Below are 20,053 nucleotides of genomic sequence, written 5' to 3'. Positions count from 1 at the left end.
AGTGTTTTACATATGGAGAGAAAAACAGTATTGGTCATCGCTGATCTTGGAGGCTGCCCGCCGCACATGTTTTATAAAAGCGCTGCTGAAAAATATAACCTGGTCAGCTTTATTCCAAGACCTTTTGCAATTACAGCCTCCCATGCAGCATTGATTGAAAAATACTCGGTCGCGGTCATAAAAGATACAGACTATTTTAAGAGTTTAGCTGATTTTGAGCATCCTGACTCCATTTATTGGGCGCATGAGGATCATGACAAGCCTGAGGAAGAGGTCGTCGAGCAAATCGTCAAGGTTGCCGAAATGTTTGGGGCGGATGCCATCACAACAAACAATGAATTATTCATTGCTCCGATGGCGAAAGCCTGTGAACGTCTGGGCCTGAGAGGTGCCGGCGTGCAGGCAGCCGAAAATGCCAGAGATAAAAATAAAATGAGGGACGCTTTTAATAAGGCCGGAGTCAAATCGATCAAAAACAAACGAGTCACAACTCTTGAAGATTTCCGTGCTGCTCTTGAAGAGATCGGCACACCTCTTATCTTAAAGCCTACATACTTAGCGAGTTCAATCGGTGTAACGCTGATTACGGACACTGAGACGGCAGAAGATGAATTTAACAGAGTCAATGACTATCTGAAATCAATTAACGTGCCAAAGGCGGTTACGTATGAAGCGCCGTTTATCGCTGAAGAATTTTTACAGGGTGAGTACGGAGACTGGTATCAAACAGAAGGGTACTCCGACTATATCAGTATAGAAGGCATCATGGCTGACGGTGAGTATTTCCCGATCGCCATTCATGATAAAACGCCGCAAATCGGGTTTACAGAGACATCCCACATTACGCCGTCCATTCTGGATGAAGAGGCAAAAAAGAAAATTGTCGAAGCTGCCAAAAAGGCAAATGAAGGGCTTGGCCTGCAAAATTGCGCAACACATACAGAGATCAAGCTAATGAAAAACAGAGAACCGGGTTTAATAGAATCAGCAGCCAGATTTGCCGGCTGGAATATGATTCCTAACATTAAAAAGGTTTTCGGCCTTGATATGGCGCAATTATTATTAGATGTCCTCTGTTTCGGAAAAGACGCCGATCTGCCGGACGGATTATTGGATCAAGAGCCTTATTATGTTGCCGACTGCCATTTGTACCCGCAGCATTTCAAACAAAATGGCCAGATTCCAGAAACTGCTGAGGATTTGGTCATTGAAGCGATCGATCTGCCTGACGGGCTTTTAAAAGGGGATACTGAAATCGTTTCTTTTTCGGCCGCAGCACCAGGCACTTCAGTTGATTTGACATTGTTTGAAGCTTTCAATTCCATTGCTGCATTTGAACTGAAAGGCAGTAATTCACAGGATGTGGCTGAATCAATCAGACAAATTCAGCAGCATGCGAAGCTGACGGCAAAGTATGTGCTGCCAGTATGAAACAGCTGAAACCCAACTCTAAATACTTGCTTTACGGGCAGGCGCTATCGTTCATGGGAGACTATTGTGTTCTCCCTGCCCTGCTCATTTTATCTACATATTATCACGATTATTGGGTGACGTCCGGGGTCATCGTGGTCAGAAGCATTCCGATGGTGTTTCAGCCGTTTTTGGGGGTTCTGGTCGACCGGTTAGACAGAATTAAGATCATGCTGTGGACGGATATCATCAGAGGTATCATCTTTTTGGGGCTCACATTTCTTCCAAAAGGCGAGTATCCGCTGATTTTTCTGGCCCTGCTGTTTATTTCTTATGGAAGCGGCGTGTTTTTTAATCCCGCCCGTCTCGCTGTCATGTCGTCCTTGGAATCAGATATTAAAAGCATCAACACGTTATTTGCAAAAGCGACAACCATCTCTATTATCGTTGGGGCGGCTGCCGGAGGGCTCTTTCTGTTAGGCGGATCTGTAGAGCTGGCTGTTGCCTTTAACGGTGTGACATACCTGGTTTCGGCATTTTTTATCAGCCGTATCAAGCTGCAATTTGTGCCGATTCAATCTGAAAACATAAAAGAGGCCTTTCAGTCTTTTAAGGAAGGGCTCAAGGAAATCAAAACCAATGCATTCGTTTTAAACGCCATGTTTACGATGATTACAATGGCTTTGCTGTGGGGAGTCGTGTACAGCTATTTTCCGATTGTCAGCCGCTTTCTGGGTGACGGGGAAATCGGCAACTTTATCCTCACATTCTGCATCGGCTTCGGCGGGTTCATCGGAGCGGCGCTTGTCAGCAAATGGGGCTTTAACAACAATAGAGGCCTTACGTACTTTACCGTTTTATCCATTGTCTCACTGGCGCTGTTTTTATTCACGCCGATTTTCGCTGTTTCTGTCATCGCGGCGATCCTCTTTTTCATCGCGATGGAATACGGGGAAGTGCTTGCAAAAGTGAAGGTTCAGGAAAATGCGGCAAACCAGATTCAAGGGCGCATTTTTTCAGTGGCCGAAGCGTCTATCGGATTATGCATTTCTATTGGTTCAATGTTCATTAACATCCTAAGCGCTCCGGTCATTATGGGGCTGATTGTCGTGATCGTATGCGGTTTGTTTCTGCATACGAAGCTCGTCAACAAATCGTTTTTGGAACGGGATAACAAAACGGAGCAAAAAGGAGTCTTTTAGATGGAAATAACACCGTCCGATGTCATCAAGACACTTCCAAGGCAGGAGTTTTCTCTCGTTTTTCAAAAGGTAAAGGAATTGGAAAAAACGGGGGCCCACATCATTAATCTCGGACAGGGGAACCCTGACCTTCCCACTCCGCCGCATATTGTGGAGGCTTTGCGGGAGGCTTCTCTGAATCCTTCGTTTCATGGATACGGCCCTTTCAGGGGCTATCCTTTTTTAAAGGAAGCGATCGCTGCTTTCTATAAAAGGGAATACGGAGTGACAATCAATCCTGAAACGGAGGTCGCGCTTTTCGGAGGCGGGAAAGCAGGCTTGTATGTGCTGACACAATGCCTGCTCAATCCGGGAGACATCGCTTTAGTCCCGAATCCAGGCTACCCTGAATATTTATCAGGGATTACGATGGCGCGAGCTGAGCTTTACGAAATGCCGCTGTATGAAGAAAATGGCTATCTGCCGGATTTTGAAAAGATTGATCCAGCCGTGCTGGAAAAAGCGAAGCTTATGTTTTTAAACTATCCGAACAACCCCACTGGAGCTGTGGCTGATGCGGCTTTTTATGCAAGAGCTGCTGCTTTTGCGAAAGAGCATAACATCCATTTGATTCATGATTTTGCATACGGAGCGTTTGAATTCGATCAAAAACCGGCCAGCTTTCTTGAGGCAGAGGATGCCAAAATTGTCGGAGCAGAGCTTTATTCATTTTCAAAAACATTTAACATGGCCGGCTGGAGAATGGCGTTTGCGGTTGGGAACGAAAAGATCATTCAGGCCGTCAATGAATTTCAGGATCATGTATTTGTCGGCATGTTCGGCGGGCTGCAGCAGGCAGCGAGTGCGGCGCTTTCTGGAGATCCGGAGCATACGGAATCGTTGAAACGAATTTATAAGGAACGAATTGACTTTTTTACGGCGCTTTGCGAAAAGGAACTGGGCTGGAAGATGGAAAAGCCAAAAGGAACCTTTTACGTATGGGCTGAAATTCCGAATACGTTTGAGACATCTCACCAATTTTCCGATTACTTGCTGGAGCATGCCCATGTCGTAGTCACACCGGGCGAAATTTTTGGAAGCAACGGAAAAAGACATGTCAGAATATCAATGGTGTCGAAGCAGGAGGATCTGAGGGAATTTGTCATGCGGATTCAAAAGCTGAACCTGCCGTTCGGGTCATTACAAGAAACATCCCGCTAAAAAGCGGGATGTTTTTTATATGCTTTTCATGCTGCCGCCATCAGCGGAAATTTGCTGTCCCGTGATGTAGGAGGCTTCCTCAGAGGCAAGAAACGCAGCGAGCGCTGCGGTTTCTTCGGCTGATCCGACCCGTTTCATCGGAATCCCGGAAGCAATCTGTTCCTCTGCTTCCTGTTTGGATATGCTGTTCTTTTTCATCACATTTTCCACAAATTGATGATAACGGTCTGTAGCGATAAAACCAGGATTCAGACAGTTGACAGTAATGTTGTGAGGAGCAAGCTGGATGGAAATATTTTTACTGGCGTTAATTAAAGCGGCATTCATCATACTGTTTGTGAACATGTTGGCGCCGGGTTCCTTCCACAGATTTCCGACAATGTTGATGATTCTGCCAAACTCGTTTTGTTTCATCAGTGAGGAAGCACGCTTGATTGCGTCAATATAGGCAACGGTCTTTTGAGTGAACGTGGCCGTCATATCGTCTATATTGCAGTTATCAAATGTATCAGGCGCGCCGCCCGGGATATTATTAATCAGAACATCAAGCCGTCCGCATTGAGATTCGATTTCCTGAAAAATGCCCGCTCTCGTATGCCGGTCAGACATATCTCCCGCAAGGACAATGACGCTCGCCTCAGGATGCTTGGCCAAAATGTCTTCTTTGACAGATTCAATATTATCCAAATTTCGCGAATTAATGACGAGGGAAAAATGCTGGTCTGCTAATTTCAGAGCGATTGCTTTCCCGATCCCTTGACTGGCTCCCATAACAAATGCGGTTCGTTTTGACAAATAACTGCACCCCTTTGAAAAAATTGGATTATTATCTACATCGTAAGAAAAAACGAAGAAAATAGCAAATTTTATTTAAATTCTGATAAAGGGGATTTGAAAAACTCCCGCCGGATAGGGCGGGAGGGGATATTATACATATAGGAATTGAGGAAGTGTATCAAGCGAAAGGTGATTGCCGACAAAGAATGAACCAAATTCGCCATAGCGAGCGCTGACTTCGTCAAAACGCATTTCATACACTAACTTCTTGAATTGAAGGACATCATCGCTGAATAATGTAACGCCCCACTCGTAATCGTCAAAGCCGACAGAGCCGGTGATGATCTGTTTGACTTTGCCCGCATAGCTGCGGCCGATTAAACCGTGGCTTCTCATCAAGTTTCTGCGTTCTTCCATTGAAAGCATGTACCAGTTGTCATTGCCGGATCTTCTTTTATCCATTGGATAGAAGCATACATATTTTGATTCGGGCAGTTCAGGGTAAAGGCGAGCGCGCACATGCGGATTTTCATAAGGATCGCCGTCACCGCTTGCCAAGTAGTTGCTCAGCTCTACCACTGAAACGTAGGAGTATGCCGGAATGGTGAACTCAGCAAGTCTTGATTTGTTGAATTCAAGCTCAATTTGATTTAATTCTTCCATTGTAGGACGAAGGATCATCAGCATAAAATCAGCTTTTTGGCCGACGATGCTGTAAAGAGTTTGCGATCCTTTTCCTTCTTTTTGGGCTACGCCCCATTTTTCAAGCAACCCGGTGAATTCATGTATGATAGATTGGCGCTCATCACTGGACAGCAGCTTCCAGGAAGTCCAATCCATTGTGCGGAAATCATGAAGCGCATACCAGCCGTCAAGCGTTTTTGCCGCTTCATTTGTCATTTGCTGTTCACTCATTTATCTTCACTCCCATTATCTTTTCATGATTGCCTTCACTATACCATAGTTTATCCGATTCTACTGTGGAGAAACCTTGAACATCCCTTCCGTATAACTCCATCAAAATAGAAGAACCTATAAGGGTAGATTGAGTCACTTAAATTAGTTAGAAAAATAAGATTTTTTTATGAAAGCGCTATAATGAAAGTTGGCTGTTTGAATTTGATTGGAAGAAGAGTATGCTAGTAAAAGAAAGCGTTTTTGTAACTTTTTGAGGAGGTTTTATTGTGGCAGATTTATTTTCAACAGTGCAAGAAAAAGTAGCTGGAAAAGACGTTAAAATTGTATTTCCTGAAGGCTTAGACGAGCGTATTTTAGAAGCGGTCAGCAAGCTTGCAGGAAACAAAGTGCTGAATCCGATTGTGATCGGCAATGAAAATGAGATCCAAGCAAAAGCAAAAGAATTGAACCTTACGCTGGATGGCGTTAAGATTTATGATCCTCATACATATGAAGGCATGGAAGACCTTGTACAAGCATTCGTAGAACGCCGTAAAGGCAAAGCGACAGAAGAACAGGCTCGTAAAGCGTTATTAGACGAGAACTACTTCGGTACAATGCTGGTGTATAAAGGCCTTGCAGACGGACTCGTAAGCGGAGCTGCTCACTCGACAGCTGACACTGTCCGCCCGGCTCTTCAAATCATCAAAACAAAAGAAGGCGTGAAAAAGACTTCAGGCGTGTTCATCATGGCTCGCGGGGAAGAGCAATACGTATTCGCAGATTGCGCGATCAACATTGCGCCTGACAGCCAAGACCTTGCCGAGATTGCGATCGAAAGTGCCAATACGGCAAAAATGTTCGACATTGAGCCTCGCGTGGCAATGCTCAGCTTCTCTACAAAAGGCTCAGCAAAATCTGATGAAACAGAAAAAGTAGCGGATGCAGTGAAAATCGCGAAGGAAAAAGCGCCTGAACTGACACTTGACGGCGAATTCCAATTTGATGCTGCATTTGTTCCATCTGTAGCTGAGAAAAAAGCGCCGGATTCCGAGATCAAAGGGGACGCTAACGTATTCATATTCCCAAGCCTTGAAGCAGGAAACATCGGCTATAAAATCGCTCAGCGTTTGGGCAACTTTGAAGCGGTAGGACCAATCCTGCAAGGTTTAAATATGCCTGTAAACGACCTTTCAAGAGGATGTAACGCTGAAGATGTTTACAATCTCGCATTAATTACAGCGGCGCAAGCACTGTAATAAAAATGAAGACGATGGCAGCTCTCGACCGAGGGCTGCCTTTTTTGCGCTTCCGTATAGCCTTCTTTACCAAGACGGATGATATGAGTACAATAAAGAAAACTAATCATAACCATATATTTCATTAATGACAGGGGTGGGGTTTTTGTATTACGACGTGCTGAAAACGTTTATAGCGGTGGTAGAAGAAAAAAACTTCACAAAAGCGGCAGAAAAGCTGATGATCTCCCAGCCCAGCGTCAGTCTGCATATCAAAAATCTTGAGAAAGAATTTCAAACGGCTCTTCTGAACAGGTCGCCAAAACACTTTACGACAACGCCGACAGGAGACATTTTATATCAAAGAGCAAAGCAAATGGTGTTTCTCTACGAACAAGCCAAGGCTGAAATCTATGCGCATCATCACTATGTGAAGGGCGAATTGAAAATAGCTGCAAGCTTTACAATCGGTGAGTATATTCTTCCGCCGCTATTGGCCCAGCTGCAAAAGCTGTATCCAGAGCTGAACCTCGATGTCATGATTGGCAATACAGAGGAGGTCAGCGAGCGTGTGCGTATGCTTCAGGCTGATATCGGGCTGATTGAAGGACATACAAACGAGAATGAGCTGGAAATTGAACCGTTCATGGAGGATGAAATGTGCATTGCCGCTCCAAATCAGCATCCGCTCGCCGGGCGGAAAGAGATTTCGATCAGCGATTTGCAGAACGAAGCGTGGGTGACAAGAGAGAAAGGCTCAGGGACGAGAGAATATCTCGATCATGTACTCAGTTCAAATGGACTTCGGCCGAAATCAATGTTCACCATCAGCAGCAATCAAGGTGTAAAGGAAGCGGTGATCAACGGCATGGGACTTTCGGTTCTATCCAGAAGCGTGCTGCATAAGGATTTGATCCACCGCGAAATTTCAATTCTTCATATTAAAGATTTCTCGTTAAAGCGCAAGCTGTCTTACATTCATTCTCCTCTCATGGAGAATACAAAAAATAAAGAAATTTTTATTACGATGCTGAAAAGCAATTATCAATCACAGCTGCTGAAATGATATAATAGTTTTCGTTCAATAAGCCTAACATGAAAGGGTTTTACATAGATGGCAAACCAACCGATTGATTTACTGATGCAGCCGAAATGGAGAGTCATTGACCAATCCAGCCTCGGCCCTTTATTTGATGCGAAGCAATCCTTCGCAATGGATGATACGCTGTGCATGTCCGTCGGAAAAGGCGTGTCGCCGGCGACAGCGCGCTCATGGGTGCACCACGATACAATTGTCCTTGGAATACAGGATACACGCCTCCCGTTTTTGCAGGATGGCATCTCCTTGCTGGAGAGTGAAGGATACCGTGTGATCGTACGCAATTCCGGCGGTCTTGCCGTCGTATTGGATGACGGTGTTTTAAATATCTCTCTCATATTCGAGGACGAAAAGAAAGGCATCGATATAGACAAAGGATATGAAGCGATGGTTGAGCTGATGAGGCGAATGCTGAGACCGTACAACGCAAAGATCGAAGCCTATGAAATTGAAGGGTCTTATTGTCCCGGCAGCTATGACCTCAGTATAAATGGCAAAAAGTTCGCCGGCATCTCTCAGAGACGCGTTCGCGGCGGAGTCGCTGTTCAAATTTATCTCTGTGCGGATAAAAGCGGCAGTGAAAGGGCCGACTTGATCAGACGATTCTATCAAGCGGCGCTGAAAGACAAACAAAACGATAAAAAAGGCGTCTATCCGGAAATACGTCCGGAAACGATGGCGTCCTTAAGTGAGCTTCTGCAAAAAGACATCTCCGTACAAGACTTAATGTTCGCTTTATTGACGGAATTAAAAGTGTTAAGCACCCATCTTTATTCAGCTGGACTGTCCATTGATGAGGAAATGGAATTTGAGAAAAACCTCGTGCGGATGGCTGAGCGGAATGCAAAGGTATTTGGGTGAACGTTCTTCGCATGCCGGCTGTATATGCCGGCATGCATTTTTTATTTCAAGCGGCATTTACCCCAATAATCTTATTTTCAGATAAATCCTTCTTACATAAAGATAACCACGACAAAAAGAAAAACGATAAAATGACATCAGCATCCATATTAAAGGGGAGAGGCAGATGAAGGGGAATATTTACAGCCTTTTTGTATTGATTGCGGCTTTTTTCTGGGGGACCACGGGAACCGTTCAGGCGTTGGCTCCAGAAAGCGCCACACCGCTGGCATTTGGAGCGTTCAGGTTATTAATAGGAGGAAGCGCCATGCTGCTTGCGGTTTGGATCAGCCGGGAGCTTCACGTGAAAAATTGGTCATGGCCGCTCGTATTTTTAGCCGCTGTTTGTATGGCGTGTTACCAGCCGCTGTTTTTCACAGCTGTTAAAGAAACGGGAATTGCGGTGGGAACTGTGATTGCCATCGGCAGTGCGCCTATCATTGCCGGGACCCTCGAGTGGGCCGTATTGAAGAAACGCCCGCGAAACTCCTGGTGGATTGCGACTGTGCTGGCTTTAGCGGGTTGCTGGCTTCTGTTTTCCGACAGTTCCAATGTTCGGATTGATGTGGCTGGTGTTCTTATGGCGCTTGGAGCTGGTGCTTCTTTTGCGGGCTATACGCTCATCAGTAAAGCGATGATGATAACCCAGCCTCCGCGAGCGACCTCCGCTGTTGTCTTTATGATCAGCGCCATCTTGCTGACGCCGCTACTATGGCAGTCAGATATCTCGTGGATATTGACCCCTAGAGGACTGGGAACAAGCCTTTACATCGGGTTAATTGCAACATGCTCCGCATACTTTTTGTTTGCGAAAGGGCTTACAGGGGTTCCGGCTTCGGCGGCGGTCACGCTGTCTTTAGCTGAACCGCTGACGGCTTCATTGCTTGGCGTGTTTTTCATAGGGGAAATGCTTTCGCCTTCCTCGTGGCTGGGCATTGCGCTTATGATGCTGGGTCTTTTGGTCATTTCTGCTGCGCCTCGGAAACAAAAAACGGCCGAGGCAGCTCACATGTCTTAATAGATTCACATAAGCTTGGCCTCATTTTACAAGAATAGCTGATCCGGCTGCAAAATGAGGGAATTCTCTTTTCTCAATAGAAAAGGGAATTTTGCACATGGCGAAAATCCCAAAACAGCTGCCCGTTTTGGGATTTTTCTATGTCATTCCGCTAATTTTTCTAAATTGCCGTTCCGGTCCATTTTGAAGGACGGAGAGGCATGTTCATCTTCTTCAAATAAAACTAGCTTTCTGGCTCTGTTCATAATTTTCACCAAGGTTTCATAATCTTCTTGGATCGTTTTTTGGTCTTTTTCAAGCTTTTGAACTTCTGCCTCAAGCTGCTCTGTTTTGTTTTGCAATTCCTGATTTTCTTTCTTTAAACGCTCGTTTTCCATTTTTAATGCTGATGATTGCTCGTTATTGCCTTCGTAATTCTGAAGGAAGCGGATCACATCATTCATCGTCATCTCAGGCGCAGCTGCAGGCGTTTGAGGAGACAATAAGTGTGATAGACTAGCTAACTCTTCCTTAAAGCTCTCATCAACAAAAGGCATATGTTCGCCAGACATTAAAGGTTGCTCATTTTCGACAGATGGTGTTTCCGTTTTAACCGGCTCTTCTGCAGCGGTTTCTTGAGTGATTTCAGGATCAACGGCAGGAGGCTGATATAATAATCTTTTTTTCGCAGGCTGCCCGTTTCCGAGCGCTCTCATCCGCTGCTTTCGTTGTTTCTTCGCAAGCTGAAGCGCTTTTTCATATTGATGGCGGACCACTGCGTTCCATCTGAATCCGCAGGCTGCGGATGTCCGGTTTAATTTATCGCCGACTTCTTCAAAGGCGTTCAGCTGAGTGCTGCCCTCCCTCACATGCCGAAGCACTGTTTCGGCTAAAAGCAGATCGTTTTCCTCTGACCAAGCGTCTTGTCGCTGTTTTGTCATTTATCTCAACTCCCATTTTTCTTTTCATGGTATTAGAATGTCCAGGTTGGAAAATATTTATACAAATTGGCTGAAAGAATAGGAGATACGAAGGATGGAGCGGCTTGCAGGAACAGTCGAATCCTTGTAAAATGAAGAGTGATGTGATTTTTTTTTAAAACGATTTTAGGTTATTCACATAGATGAACATAGAAATGAAGGGAAGCGTACGTCATGGCTAATGAATTTCGAGTGTGTGATGATTGCCAAGCCACTAATATCAAAACATTGCTGCCGCGTTTGAAAGAAGTGGACCCGGACGCAAAGGTTGAGGTAGGATGCCAATCTTATTGCGGGCCCGGACGGAAAAAATCATTTGCTTTTGTGAACAATCGCCCGCTGTCAGCTCCGACAGAGGATGAGCTGATTGACAAAGTAAAAAAGAAAATAAAAAAGTAAACATATTTTTTCTTAGCCTCGGCCCTCAGGTCAGGCTTTTTTGCTTCACAAGATGTGTTTTTCATGAAGATGGAACAAATCGCCGGGCAAATTCAAGGATGTTTTCAAAGAATAGAGTCGATATAATAGAAACACGGCTAAAAAAAGAGGTAATGACGATGGCGTATCCAAATGGAAAATTATCAGAAGAAAAAGTGTTTAAAGATCCGGTGCACCGCTATGTTCATGTTCGGGACAAGCTGATATGGGATTTAATCGGAACCCGTGAATTTCAGCGTCTCCGCAGAATTAAGCAGCTCGGCACGACCTATTTGACGTTCCATGGGGCTGAGCACAGCCGGTTCAACCATTCTCTCGGTGTCTATGAAATTGTCAGAAGAATGGTTGATGACGTCTTTAAAGGCCGCCCTGAATGGGATGACAGTGAGCGCGAACTCTGTTTGGCCGCGGCGCTGCTTCATGACCTCGGGCACGGGCCGTTCTCGCATTCATTTGAAAAGGTCTTTCACCTTGACCACGAGGATTTTACAAGAGATATCATTTTGGGAGACACGGAGGTTAATCAGGTGCTCAGAAAGGTGAGCCCGGGTTTCCCTCAGGATGTTGCAGAAGTCATTGCCAAAACATATAAAAACAAGCAAGTGGTCAGCCTGATTTCGAGTCAGATTGACGCAGACCGCATGGATTACCTCCAGCGCGACGCATATTATACGGGCGTCAGCTACGGCCATTTTGATATGGAGCGGATTCTTCGGGTGATGCGGCCGCGCGAGGATCAGATCGTCATTAAAGAAAGCGGAATGCACGCTGTCGAAGACTATATCATGAGCCGTTACCAAATGTACTGGCAGGTCTACTTCCATCCTGTGACTAGAAGTGCAGAGGTTATTTTAACGAAGATTCTTCACAGGGCGAAGCAGCTGCACGATGAAGGCTATGTCTTCACTCACGCTCCGGTTCATTTCTATTCTATTTTTGAAGGGAAATTGACACTGGAGGATTATGTAAAGCTGGATGAATCTATTATTTTGTATTACTTCCAGGCCTGGGAGGAGGAAGAAGACGCGATTTTATCCGACTTGTGCCGCAGATTCATTAACCGCCAGCTGTTCCAATACGTTGAATTCAATCCGAATGAAGAAATGTCGGCTTATTTTGAGCTGACCTCATTGTTCAAAGAGGCGGGAATCGATCCGAGCTATTATTTGGTCGTTGATTCTTCATCAGATCTGCCATACGATTTTTACCGACCGGGAGAGGAAGAGGAGCGTCTGCCGATCCATCTCTTGACGCAAAACGGCCAAATTAAAGAGCTGTCCAGGCAGTCGGCTATTGTGGAATCCATCTCAGGTAAACGGCGGACGGACCACAAGCTTTACTATCCAAAGGACTTGATTTGTGACGGCTCTAAACATCCGGAAGCGAAAATGAAAATCCGGCAGCTGCTGGGACTGACATAGAAATTGGAAAGAAGGAAAAAGGAGATGTCGGGAATTTGTTGAAAGAACATGCAAAACTGATGAAGGTGTTCTCGGATTCTGGAGAAATCATCGGGCGAAAGAAGCTGCAGAAAATGATTTATATCGCCAAGAAAATGCAGTTTCCTTTCTATGAGAAATATGATTTTCACTTTTACGGACCATATTCAGAGGAACTGACGCTCCAGATTGAAGAGCTGTGCAACCTTGGATTTCTGCATGAGGTGAAGGAAAAAAAGGGCGGCTACTTTCAATACCGGTATTCGCTGACTGAGACAGGCTCCGCATTTTTAGACCATGCTGATCTGGACATGCCGGATATGAAAGGCTATATTGACAGTGTAAACAGCCGTTCATCACGGTTTTTAGAGCTTGTTTCCACGATCCTTTACTTTGACGGGCTTGAGGATGAGGAAAAGAAAGAAAAAGTCTTTACCATCAAAAGCAAGCAAAAATATACAAATGAAGAATATGACGAAGCGCTTCAATACATAGAGGAACTGAAGCAGATTTGTTAACCATACCAAGCAAAAGAAATGATCCGTTTCTTTTGCTTTTTTTATTGACAAAATCTGCTAAGAGATTCATTATGGATAATAGTTATCCATAATGAATCAGGAGTGAATAGGATGAAAATGAAATCAGGAATGGAGCAGGCGGTTTCTGTGCTGCTGTTACTGTCACGGCTGCCGGTACAGGCTTCTTTGACGTCAGAGGCTATAAGCCAGCGATTGCGTGTGTCTCCGTCTTACTTGAAGAAGCTGATGAGAACATTAGTTCAAGCCGGTTTGGCAGAATCCTTACCAGGGACGAAGGGCGGTTTTACCCTGACGAAGCCTTTGGCGGACATTACGCTTTATGATGTTTATCAAGCGGTTGAAGGCAGAGGTTCGATGTATCAGGGGAAAGGCCTGCTGCAATCTGTATTTGAGGGAGAAAGTCACTGTGTGCTGGAGACAGTCATGGGGGAAATCGAGGATAAATGGGCCAATCTCATGAGAGAAGAATCCTTGCAGCATGTCATGGACAGAGTCGGGGAATTGTATGATCTTGAAAAAATAGATGATTGGGTAATCAAGCAAGTGAAAGGGCAATTGTAATGAAAAATAGCGGATCTTTACACAAAACAGATTCATCTACAGGAATATCTGTACTGATCGTGCTCGCACTTGGTTTCCTCATGGCAACTCTTGATGTGACCGTTGTGAATGTGGCGATGGCGGATATGAAAAACACTCTTTCAATGTCACTTTCAGGTGTAACATGGGTTGTGGACGGGTACATTCTTACTTTTGCGTCGCTTCTGCTGGCGGGCGGAGCCTTGGCTGACCGTTTCGGCTCGAAGACGATCTATATCTTAGGTCTAGCCGTTTTTGTTCTGGCCTCCTGTGTATGCGCTGCATCTATAAATGGGCAGATGCTGATTGCCGGACGTCTCATACAGGGAATTGGAGCAGCTTTGTTTATGCCAAGCTCACTCAGCCTTTTGGCTGCCTCTTATCCTGATGAGCGGGTGCGGGCGAGAATGTTTGGGCTGTGGGCCGCGCTTGTTTCCGCCGCTTCAGGCCTTGGGCCCTTTATCGGGGGAGTGCTGGTACAGTTGGCGGGCTGGCAGAGTATTTTTCTGATCAATGTGCCAATAGGGGCTGCTGCGCTCATTTCAGCTTACCGAATCCTCAGCCGCGTTCCGGGAAAAAGCAGCCGCGTGAACATCGTTGGGCATCTGCTTGGCATGATGGCTCTCGGGTTTCTTTCCTATGCTTTGATACAGGGGCCTTCAGTGGGCTGGCGCTCGCCAGTGATTCTTGTAGCATTTACTGCAGCGATTTTGGCATTTGTGCTGTTTTTGCTGCGGGAAATTTCTGCAAAAGCACCCATCCTGCCGGCGTCCTTATACAAAAGCGGCCGCTTCTCAGCTGCCCAATTTATCGGGTTTTTGCTGAATTTCGCCCTTTTTGGCGGCATGTTTATGCTCAGCCTTTTTTTGCAGGAAGCAGGAGGCGCAAGTTCCTTTATGGCTGGAGTGGAGCTGCTGCCGATGATGGCGGTCTTCGTGATCGGCAATCTGCTGTTTGCCCGTCTGGCGAATCGGTTTGAAGCCGGGCAGCTTATGTTTGTATCAATGGCGGTCAGCTGTATCATTGCATTGCTGTTGTTTGTGCTGATTTCTCCGGATTTTCCTTATTGGCAGCTGGCGGTATTGATGTCTGTTATGAACCTCTGTACCGGTATTACAGTTCCTGCCATGACAACTGTGATCATGCAGGCTGCCGGGCAAAGACATGCGAATATCGCCGGTGCGGCGTTAAATACAAACCGGCAAATCGGAGCCTTGGTCGGCGTAGCGATAACCGGGGTGATTATTCATCTGTCCGCCACTTGGTATGCCGGTGCCGGGTTTACGTTTTTGATGATGGGAGCGGCATACAGCCTCGCTGCATTGCTTGTATGGCTGTTTCTGGTTGCCCATAACGGAACTGTTGCGTCAGAAAAAAATGTAAATCACTGATTGCGCTTTGTGGGAATATATAGTAAGATATAAAAAATTATTGAAACAACAGGCACTGATAAGGACACGAGATGCTTTTTACGGTTTCCAGAGAGGGAAGGACAGCTGAGATCTTCCTAACGCAGGGAAAGCAGCTTACCGCCTTTGAGCCGTATCGGGGAAAACAAGTATCTGATACCGTCATGCTGCGTTACAGCATCTTCAAGCCGATCACCATGTGTAATTGATCGGGAATTTGGGTGGAACCACGGATGATCAACACATTCGTCCCTTTTAGAGGGATGGGTGTGTTTTTTTATATGAACTACATAAATGCGTTGAAAAGGACACGAATGATAGTTACGGTTTTCAGAGAGGGAAGGAAAGGTGAGAGCTTCCCAGCTTAGGAATATCATTTACCGCCTTGGAGCAGCATTGGGGAACTGAAGTATCCAATGCCGTCTATGCTGCGTTACAGCACCGAGCCGACAATATAGTATTTGTCGGGAACTTGGGTGGAACCACGGGTTAATCACACACTCGTCCCTATCTGTGGGACGGGTGTGTTTTTTTATGAATTGAATACATGCGATGAAAAGGACACGAATGATAGTTACGGTTTTCAGAGAGGGAAGGAAAGGTGAGAGCTTCCCAGCTTAGGAATATCATTTACCGCCTTGGAGCAGCATTGGGGAACTGAAGTATCCAATGCCGTCTATGCTGCGTTACAGCACCGAGCCGACAACATAGTATTTGTCGGGAACTTGGGTGGAACCACGGGTTAATCACACACTCGTCCCTATCTGCGGGACGGGTGTGTTTTTTTATATACAACAATGAATAAGGAGTGTTCTAAAATGAGTAAACATGTACACATTCAGCTTCCGGACGGACAGATCCAGGAATATCCGAAAGGCATCACAATCAAAGAAGCGGCTGGTTCTATCAGTTCCAGTCTGCAAAAGAAAGCGGCCGCAGGTCAGGTCAACGGCAAGCTTGTTGATCTCAGTTTCAAGCTGGAGGAAGATGCTGAGCTTTCGATTGTCACACTCGATTCACAAGAAGGCTTGCAGGTGCTTCGCCACACAACAGCGCACGTGCTGGCCCAAGCAGTAAAACGGCTGTACGGCGAAGTGTCATTGGGGGTAGGGCCTGTGATTTTAGACGGCTTCTACTATGACATGAAGCTGGGGAAAAGCTTGGCATCAGGAGACTTAGAGGCCATCGAAAAAGAAATGAAAAACATAATAAATGAAAACCTTGAAATCAAACGTATGGAGGTTTCTTACGAAGAGGCTGAAGAGCTGTTTGCACAAAAAGACGAGCGGCTCAAGCTTGAGATTTTAAAGGATATTCCGCGTGGGGAGGATATCACACTGTACCAGCAAGGGGAATTCGTTGACCTGTGCCGCGGGCCGCACCTCCCTTCTACAGGAATGATCAAGGCGTTCAAACTGACAAGAGTATCAGGCGCTTATTGGCGCGGAGACAGCAAAAATGAAGTCCTGCAGCGGGTGTACGGGGTTGCGTTTCAAAAGAAAAAAGATTTGGATGCGCACCTGCATATGCTGGAAGAAGCGGCAAAACGAGACCATCGCAAGCTCGGCAAACAGTTAGGGCTGTTTATGTTTTCTGAAGAAGCGCCGGGGATGCCGTTTTATTTGCCGAAAGGGCAGATTGTCCGCAATGAGCTGGAGCGCTTCTCGCGTGAGCTGCAAACAAATGCCGGCTACGATGAGGTGCGTACGCCGTTTATGATGAATCAGCGGTTATGGGAGCAGTCAGGCCATTGGGACCATTATCGCGACAATATGTACTTTTCAGAAGTGGATGATACAAGGTTCGCAATGAAGCCGATGAATTGTCCCGGCCATATGCTCATTTTTAAAAACAGCCTGTATTCTTATCGGGATCTGCCGATTCGCATGGCGGAATTCGGACAGGTGCACCGCCATGAATACAGCGGCGCTTTAAACGGAATGCTTCGCGTTCGGACGTTCTGTCAGGATGACGCCCATATTTTCGTTCGGGAGGATCAGATTGAGAGTGAGATCAAAGAAGCGATTCGGCTGATTGATGAGGTATATCGGACATTTGGTTTCGAGTATTCAGTTGAGCTTTCGACTCGCCCGGAGGATTCATTAGGCGATGACAGCCTTTGGGAAGCGTCGGAATGTGCCTTAGCACGCGTCCTTGAGGAGCTTGGCCTCTCTTATGAGATCAATGAAGGTGATGGGGCGTTTTACGGGCCGAAAATTGATTTCCACATAAAAGATGCCCTGAAACGGAGCCACCAATGCGCGACAATTCAGCTTGATTTTCAAATGCCGGAAAAATTTGATTTAACATATATCAACGAACTCAATGAGAAGGTTCGTCCCGTTGTCATCCACAGAGCGGTTTTCGGCTCAATCGACCGTTTCTTCGGCATTTTGATCGAGCATTACGGCGGGGCTTTTCCAGTCTGGCTCGCACCGCTCCAGGTTCAAATCATACCGGTTTCGCACGTTCACTTAGACTATTGCAGAAAAGTGCAGGCGGAGCTGAAGCAGGTGGGGATAAGAGCCGGCATTGATGAGCGCAATGAGAAGCTGGGCTATAAAATCAGAGAATCGCAGGTGCAGAAAATCCCGTACGTGCTGGTGCTTGGAGATCATGAGGAGCAGGAGGATGCGGTAAACGTCCGCCGATTCGGACATCAGCAGAATGAACATGTTCCTTTTCAGACATTCAAAGATAAGCTTGTGAAACAGGTGGAAAATCGAGGCATGTAGGATAAAAGCTGTGAATTCACATTTTGCTTTTTTGACTTTCCCTATTCGGAATCAGTAAAATAATAAGTAAATCATATCGTTCGTATGTTATGAATGCATCTCGAAATGGGGAAATTGACATGGACCATGACAAACTGGAAGCAAATTTGCTGGATCACGCACTTACAAAATATTTGAAAAGCACGAAGCAATTAGATGAAGCCACCGTTCCGAAACACGTGAATAATGTAAGAGGGTTTATTCTGCGGATCATATACAGACATGGGAGCTGCACCATAAAGGATATTTTGAAGGAGGTCACACTGTCTCCCTCTGCCACGACCACAGCTCTGAATCATTTAGAGCAGGAAGGGTTTATTGAGAGATCCAGAAATAACAATGACCGCCGCACTGTATGGATTACGCTTTCTGAATCGGGCCGGGGAGCGGCTGAACAAATGATCGAAAACCGCCAGCAGCTGATTGACGGCATGTTTGAACGTTTAACAGCCGAAGAGAAAGAGACGTTCTTGGCGATTATTGCGAAGCTGGCTCAATAGGGATAATAAAAGCCGGTGCGCGAAGCGCCGGCTTTATAGAGATTATTCCATATCGCTCAGGCGTTTGCCTGCGACGGCATAATGGTCTTTTCTCATTTCTTCTATAAAGACAACAATTTTTTCTTCAGAAGCACCGGTTGTTTCCTTTACGGCTTCTGTTACTTTCTCGACAAGATTGCGTTTTTGCTCGTCTGTACGGCCTTCGAGCATTTTGACAGTTACGTATGGCATGGGTGCTGAATCCTCCTTTATCTCGTTTCCTCTCTTTAGAAAAAGAGGCTTCTTATAGTATACTGAATAAAGTAAATTCTTGCATTTTGAGAAAGAGGGATATCTCACTTGGACCGTTTCTTATATTATCCGTTATCTTTAATGCCATACCTCGTCATCACGCTAATTGTGTCGTTTACGATGCACGAGCTTGCCCACGCTTATGTCGCATACAAATTCGGTGACGATACGGCGAAAAAACAAGGAAGACTGACGCTGAATCCCATTAAACACCTTGATCCGTTCGGAACCATTTTGATTTTGGTGGCCGGCTTCGGGTGGGCGCGCCCCATTCCCGTGAATCGCCGCTTCTTTAAGAAACCCCGGCTTGCCGGTGTGCTCGTATCTATAGCCGGGCCCGTCAGTAACCTGATTCTTGCGTTTATTGGTTTCTTTTTGTTAGTGTTGATGCATGCGTACGGAATGGAAATGCTTGCGGCGTTCAGCACGGGGCTGGATCAGTTTTTTTCTATTTGGATACAGCTGAATCTTGTCTTGTTTTTATTTAATCTGCTGCCGCTTCCTCCGCTCGATGGCTATCGAATTATAGAAGATCTCGTTCCGCCGGGCGTGCGTGCCAAAATGACGCAGGCGGAGAGCTACGGCTTTATCGTATTTTTGGTGCTGTTTGTGACACCGCTCGGATCTTACGTGCTGTGGCCGATGCTCAATGCAGGAAGAGATTCGATTTTAAAGCTGTTTTCAGCGATATTTCAACCGCTTTTGTAGGAGGTAGAACTTCATGGAAGAAAAAAAAGAAAAAATCAATCGGGTTTAATATTATCAAAAGTGATCCGACAGACGGACACGGTGGTTTTGGCGTAGGGGCACTCAGCCTTGATAACATTTCTCCCGTATTCGTTGATGTAGAGGAAAAAGAAGCGTTCGTAGACATCGGCGCCATGCATGCCCGCAGCACCGTTGAAAAAGGAATTAAATTTCTCCCGAATAAAGAAGAAGTTCCGAACGGAAAACCATACTGGCTTGTGTGGGTAACGATTGACAGAAAAGAAGAGGGGCCTTATTACGCTGGTGTGACAGCCTGTGAAATGACGGTCGACAGAAGCATCAGAAGAGGCTACAAGTCGCTGCCTGAGCATGTGAATTTGATGGATAAATCCATGAAACGGAAAATCATCGTTGATAAAATGGACGACAGCTCGAAGCGTGTACTAGGCGAATTTCTGAAAAAGCATGATCAGGGCCTATGGGACCGTTCCTCAGATGAGTTAAAAACGAGCCTGCTTCCGGAAAACAATTAATTTATGAATTTTCTGTGAACTTTTAAAGTATTTGAGATATTTTTCGTAAACATTGAGTAAACTGGTGATACAGAAATAGGACATGGAAAATCCCGAGCCGAAACAAGACTCGGGGTTTTTCATTTTTTAGGGGGATATGAGTC

At 45.7% G+C, this 20,053-nt stretch carries 20 protein-coding genes and 3 other annotated features; of the genes, 16 read left to right on the top strand and 4 right to left on the bottom strand.

Translation table 11 applies throughout. The features are described 5' to 3' along the window. The first annotated feature begins 12 nt into the window (after positions 1-12). From bacD to bacF, 3 genes are read left to right on the top strand one after another with little or no spacing between them, the layout of a single operon-like run. Positions 13-1,431: an alanine--anticapsin ligase gene (gene bacD, locus AC0OMU_RS20135; RefSeq protein ID WP_063334837.1), complete on the top strand. Its 1,419-nt coding sequence runs from the start codon at positions 13-15 to the stop codon at positions 1,429-1,431. After that, a complete protein-coding gene (gene bacE / locus AC0OMU_RS20130) occupies positions 1,428-2,612 on the top strand; it encodes a bacilysin exporter BacE (protein WP_014481236.1) in 1,185 nt (394 codons plus the stop codon). The genes bacD and bacE overlap by 4 nt, the downstream gene beginning before the upstream one ends. After that, positions 2,613-3,812, top strand: coding sequence for a transaminase BacF (gene bacF, locus AC0OMU_RS20125; RefSeq protein WP_173614351.1), 1,200 nt, complete (start codon positions 2,613-2,615; stop codon positions 3,810-3,812). A 15-nt stretch (positions 3,813-3,827) separates the two neighbouring features. On the opposite strand, the gene bacG is transcribed toward bacF, so the two are convergent. Both bacG and hemQ read right to left on the bottom strand, forming a co-directional pair. Then, complete coding sequence (gene bacG, locus AC0OMU_RS20120; protein ID WP_038427997.1) at positions 3,828-4,607, bottom strand: NADPH-dependent reductase BacG; 780 nt, start codon at positions 4,605-4,607, stop codon at positions 3,828-3,830. 132 nt (positions 4,608-4,739) lie between these two features. Then, a complete protein-coding gene (hemQ, locus tag AC0OMU_RS20115; protein ID WP_003227507.1) occupies positions 4,740-5,504 on the bottom strand; it encodes a hydrogen peroxide-dependent heme synthase in 765 nt (254 codons plus the stop codon). Positions 5,505-5,773: 269 nt separating this feature from the next. Between hemQ and pta the strand changes: the two genes are divergently transcribed. From pta to AC0OMU_RS20095, 4 genes are all read left to right on the top strand, one after another. Next, positions 5,774-6,745: a phosphate acetyltransferase gene (gene pta / locus AC0OMU_RS20110; protein WP_015384952.1), complete on the top strand. Its 972-nt coding sequence runs from the start codon at positions 5,774-5,776 to the stop codon at positions 6,743-6,745. Between the two features lie 145 nt (positions 6,746-6,890). After that, positions 6,891-7,790, top strand: coding sequence for a cysJI operon transcriptional regulator CysL (gene cysL, locus AC0OMU_RS20105; RefSeq protein WP_014481233.1), 900 nt, complete (start codon positions 6,891-6,893; stop codon positions 7,788-7,790). Between the two features lie 48 nt (positions 7,791-7,838). Then, positions 7,839-8,684, top strand: a complete 846-nt coding sequence (gene ywfL, locus AC0OMU_RS20100) for an octanoyl-[GcvH]:protein N-octanoyltransferase (RefSeq protein WP_015483847.1) — start codon at positions 7,839-7,841, stop codon at positions 8,682-8,684. 166 nt (positions 8,685-8,850) lie between these two features. After that, complete coding sequence (locus tag AC0OMU_RS20095; protein ID WP_015384949.1) at positions 8,851-9,741, top strand: carboxylate/amino acid/amine transporter; 891 nt, start codon at positions 8,851-8,853, stop codon at positions 9,739-9,741. Between the two features lie 143 nt (positions 9,742-9,884). Here the strand turns inward: AC0OMU_RS20095 and rsfA are convergent, their stop codons facing one another. Further along, positions 9,885-10,661 carry a prespore-specific transcription regulator RsfA gene (gene rsfA / locus AC0OMU_RS20090; RefSeq protein ID WP_015384948.1) on the bottom strand — a complete coding sequence of 259 codons (777 nt, stop codon included), beginning with the start codon at positions 10,659-10,661 and terminating at the stop codon, positions 9,885-9,887. 213 nt (positions 10,662-10,874) lie between these two features. On the opposite strand from rsfA, the gene AC0OMU_RS20085 reads away from it, so the two are divergent. The 7 genes from AC0OMU_RS20085 to AC0OMU_RS20055 all read left to right on the top strand — a co-directional run bounded on the left by AC0OMU_RS20085 (position 10,875) and on the right by AC0OMU_RS20055 (position 18,378). Further along, the gene (locus AC0OMU_RS20085; RefSeq protein ID WP_003222050.1) at positions 10,875-11,099 is read left to right on the top strand and encodes a YuzB family protein; all 225 of its coding nucleotides are present in this window, start codon (positions 10,875-10,877) and stop codon (positions 11,097-11,099) included. 158 nt (positions 11,100-11,257) lie between these two features. Continuing rightward, positions 11,258-12,559 (top strand): HD domain-containing protein, encoded by a 1,302-nt coding sequence (locus tag AC0OMU_RS20080; RefSeq protein WP_015483845.1) that lies wholly within the window; start codon positions 11,258-11,260, stop codon positions 12,557-12,559. A gap of 35 nt (positions 12,560-12,594) precedes the next feature. Next, positions 12,595-13,095 (top strand): YwgA family protein, encoded by a 501-nt coding sequence (locus AC0OMU_RS20075; protein WP_003227524.1) that lies wholly within the window; start codon positions 12,595-12,597, stop codon positions 13,093-13,095. Positions 13,096-13,206: 111 nt separating this feature from the next. Continuing rightward, the gene (locus AC0OMU_RS20070) at positions 13,207-13,677 is read left to right on the top strand and encodes an Rrf2 family transcriptional regulator (protein WP_014478304.1); all 471 of its coding nucleotides are present in this window, start codon (positions 13,207-13,209) and stop codon (positions 13,675-13,677) included. Continuing rightward, positions 13,677-15,086, top strand: coding sequence for an MFS transporter (locus AC0OMU_RS20065; protein ID WP_015384945.1), 1,410 nt, complete (start codon positions 13,677-13,679; stop codon positions 15,084-15,086). The genes AC0OMU_RS20070 and AC0OMU_RS20065 overlap by 1 nt, the downstream gene beginning before the upstream one ends. 46 nt (positions 15,087-15,132) lie before the next feature. Beyond that, positions 15,133-15,361 (top strand) — a binding site (T-box leader). Positions 15,362-15,394: 33 nt separating this feature from the next. Then, positions 15,395-15,616, top strand: a binding site (T-box leader). A gap of 31 nt (positions 15,617-15,647) precedes the next feature. Further along, positions 15,648-15,869: a binding site (T-box leader), on the top strand. Positions 15,870-15,922: 53 nt separating this feature from the next. After that, positions 15,923-17,839 (top strand): threonine--tRNA ligase, encoded by a 1,917-nt coding sequence (thrS, locus tag AC0OMU_RS20060; protein ID WP_015483843.1) that lies wholly within the window; start codon positions 15,923-15,925, stop codon positions 17,837-17,839. 119 nt (positions 17,840-17,958) lie between these two features. Next, a complete protein-coding gene (locus AC0OMU_RS20055; protein WP_003227535.1) occupies positions 17,959-18,378 on the top strand; it encodes a MarR family transcriptional regulator in 420 nt (139 codons plus the stop codon). Between the two features lie 42 nt (positions 18,379-18,420). On the opposite strand, the gene AC0OMU_RS20050 is transcribed toward AC0OMU_RS20055, so the two are convergent. Then, positions 18,421-18,609 carry a 2-hydroxymuconate tautomerase gene (locus AC0OMU_RS20050; RefSeq protein WP_003222038.1) on the bottom strand — a complete coding sequence of 63 codons (189 nt, stop codon included), beginning with the start codon at positions 18,607-18,609 and terminating at the stop codon, positions 18,421-18,423. Between the two features lie 108 nt (positions 18,610-18,717). Here AC0OMU_RS20050 and AC0OMU_RS20045 point away from each other — a divergent pair, with 108 nt between their 5' ends. Next, a complete protein-coding gene (locus tag AC0OMU_RS20045) occupies positions 18,718-19,377 on the top strand; it encodes a site-2 protease family protein (RefSeq protein ID WP_003243167.1) in 660 nt (219 codons plus the stop codon). After that, positions 19,359-19,910 (top strand): YwhD family protein, encoded by a 552-nt coding sequence (locus AC0OMU_RS20040; RefSeq protein WP_474241592.1) that lies wholly within the window; start codon positions 19,359-19,361, stop codon positions 19,908-19,910. Before AC0OMU_RS20045 ends, AC0OMU_RS20040 begins: the two co-directional genes overlap by 19 nt. Positions 19,911-20,053: the final 143 nt, after the last annotated feature.

This window comes from Bacillus sp. FAU18 (genome assembly GCF_056033885.1).
Note: the sequence above shows the minus strand (reverse complement) of the source record. Positions and strands in the feature narration are given on the sequence as shown.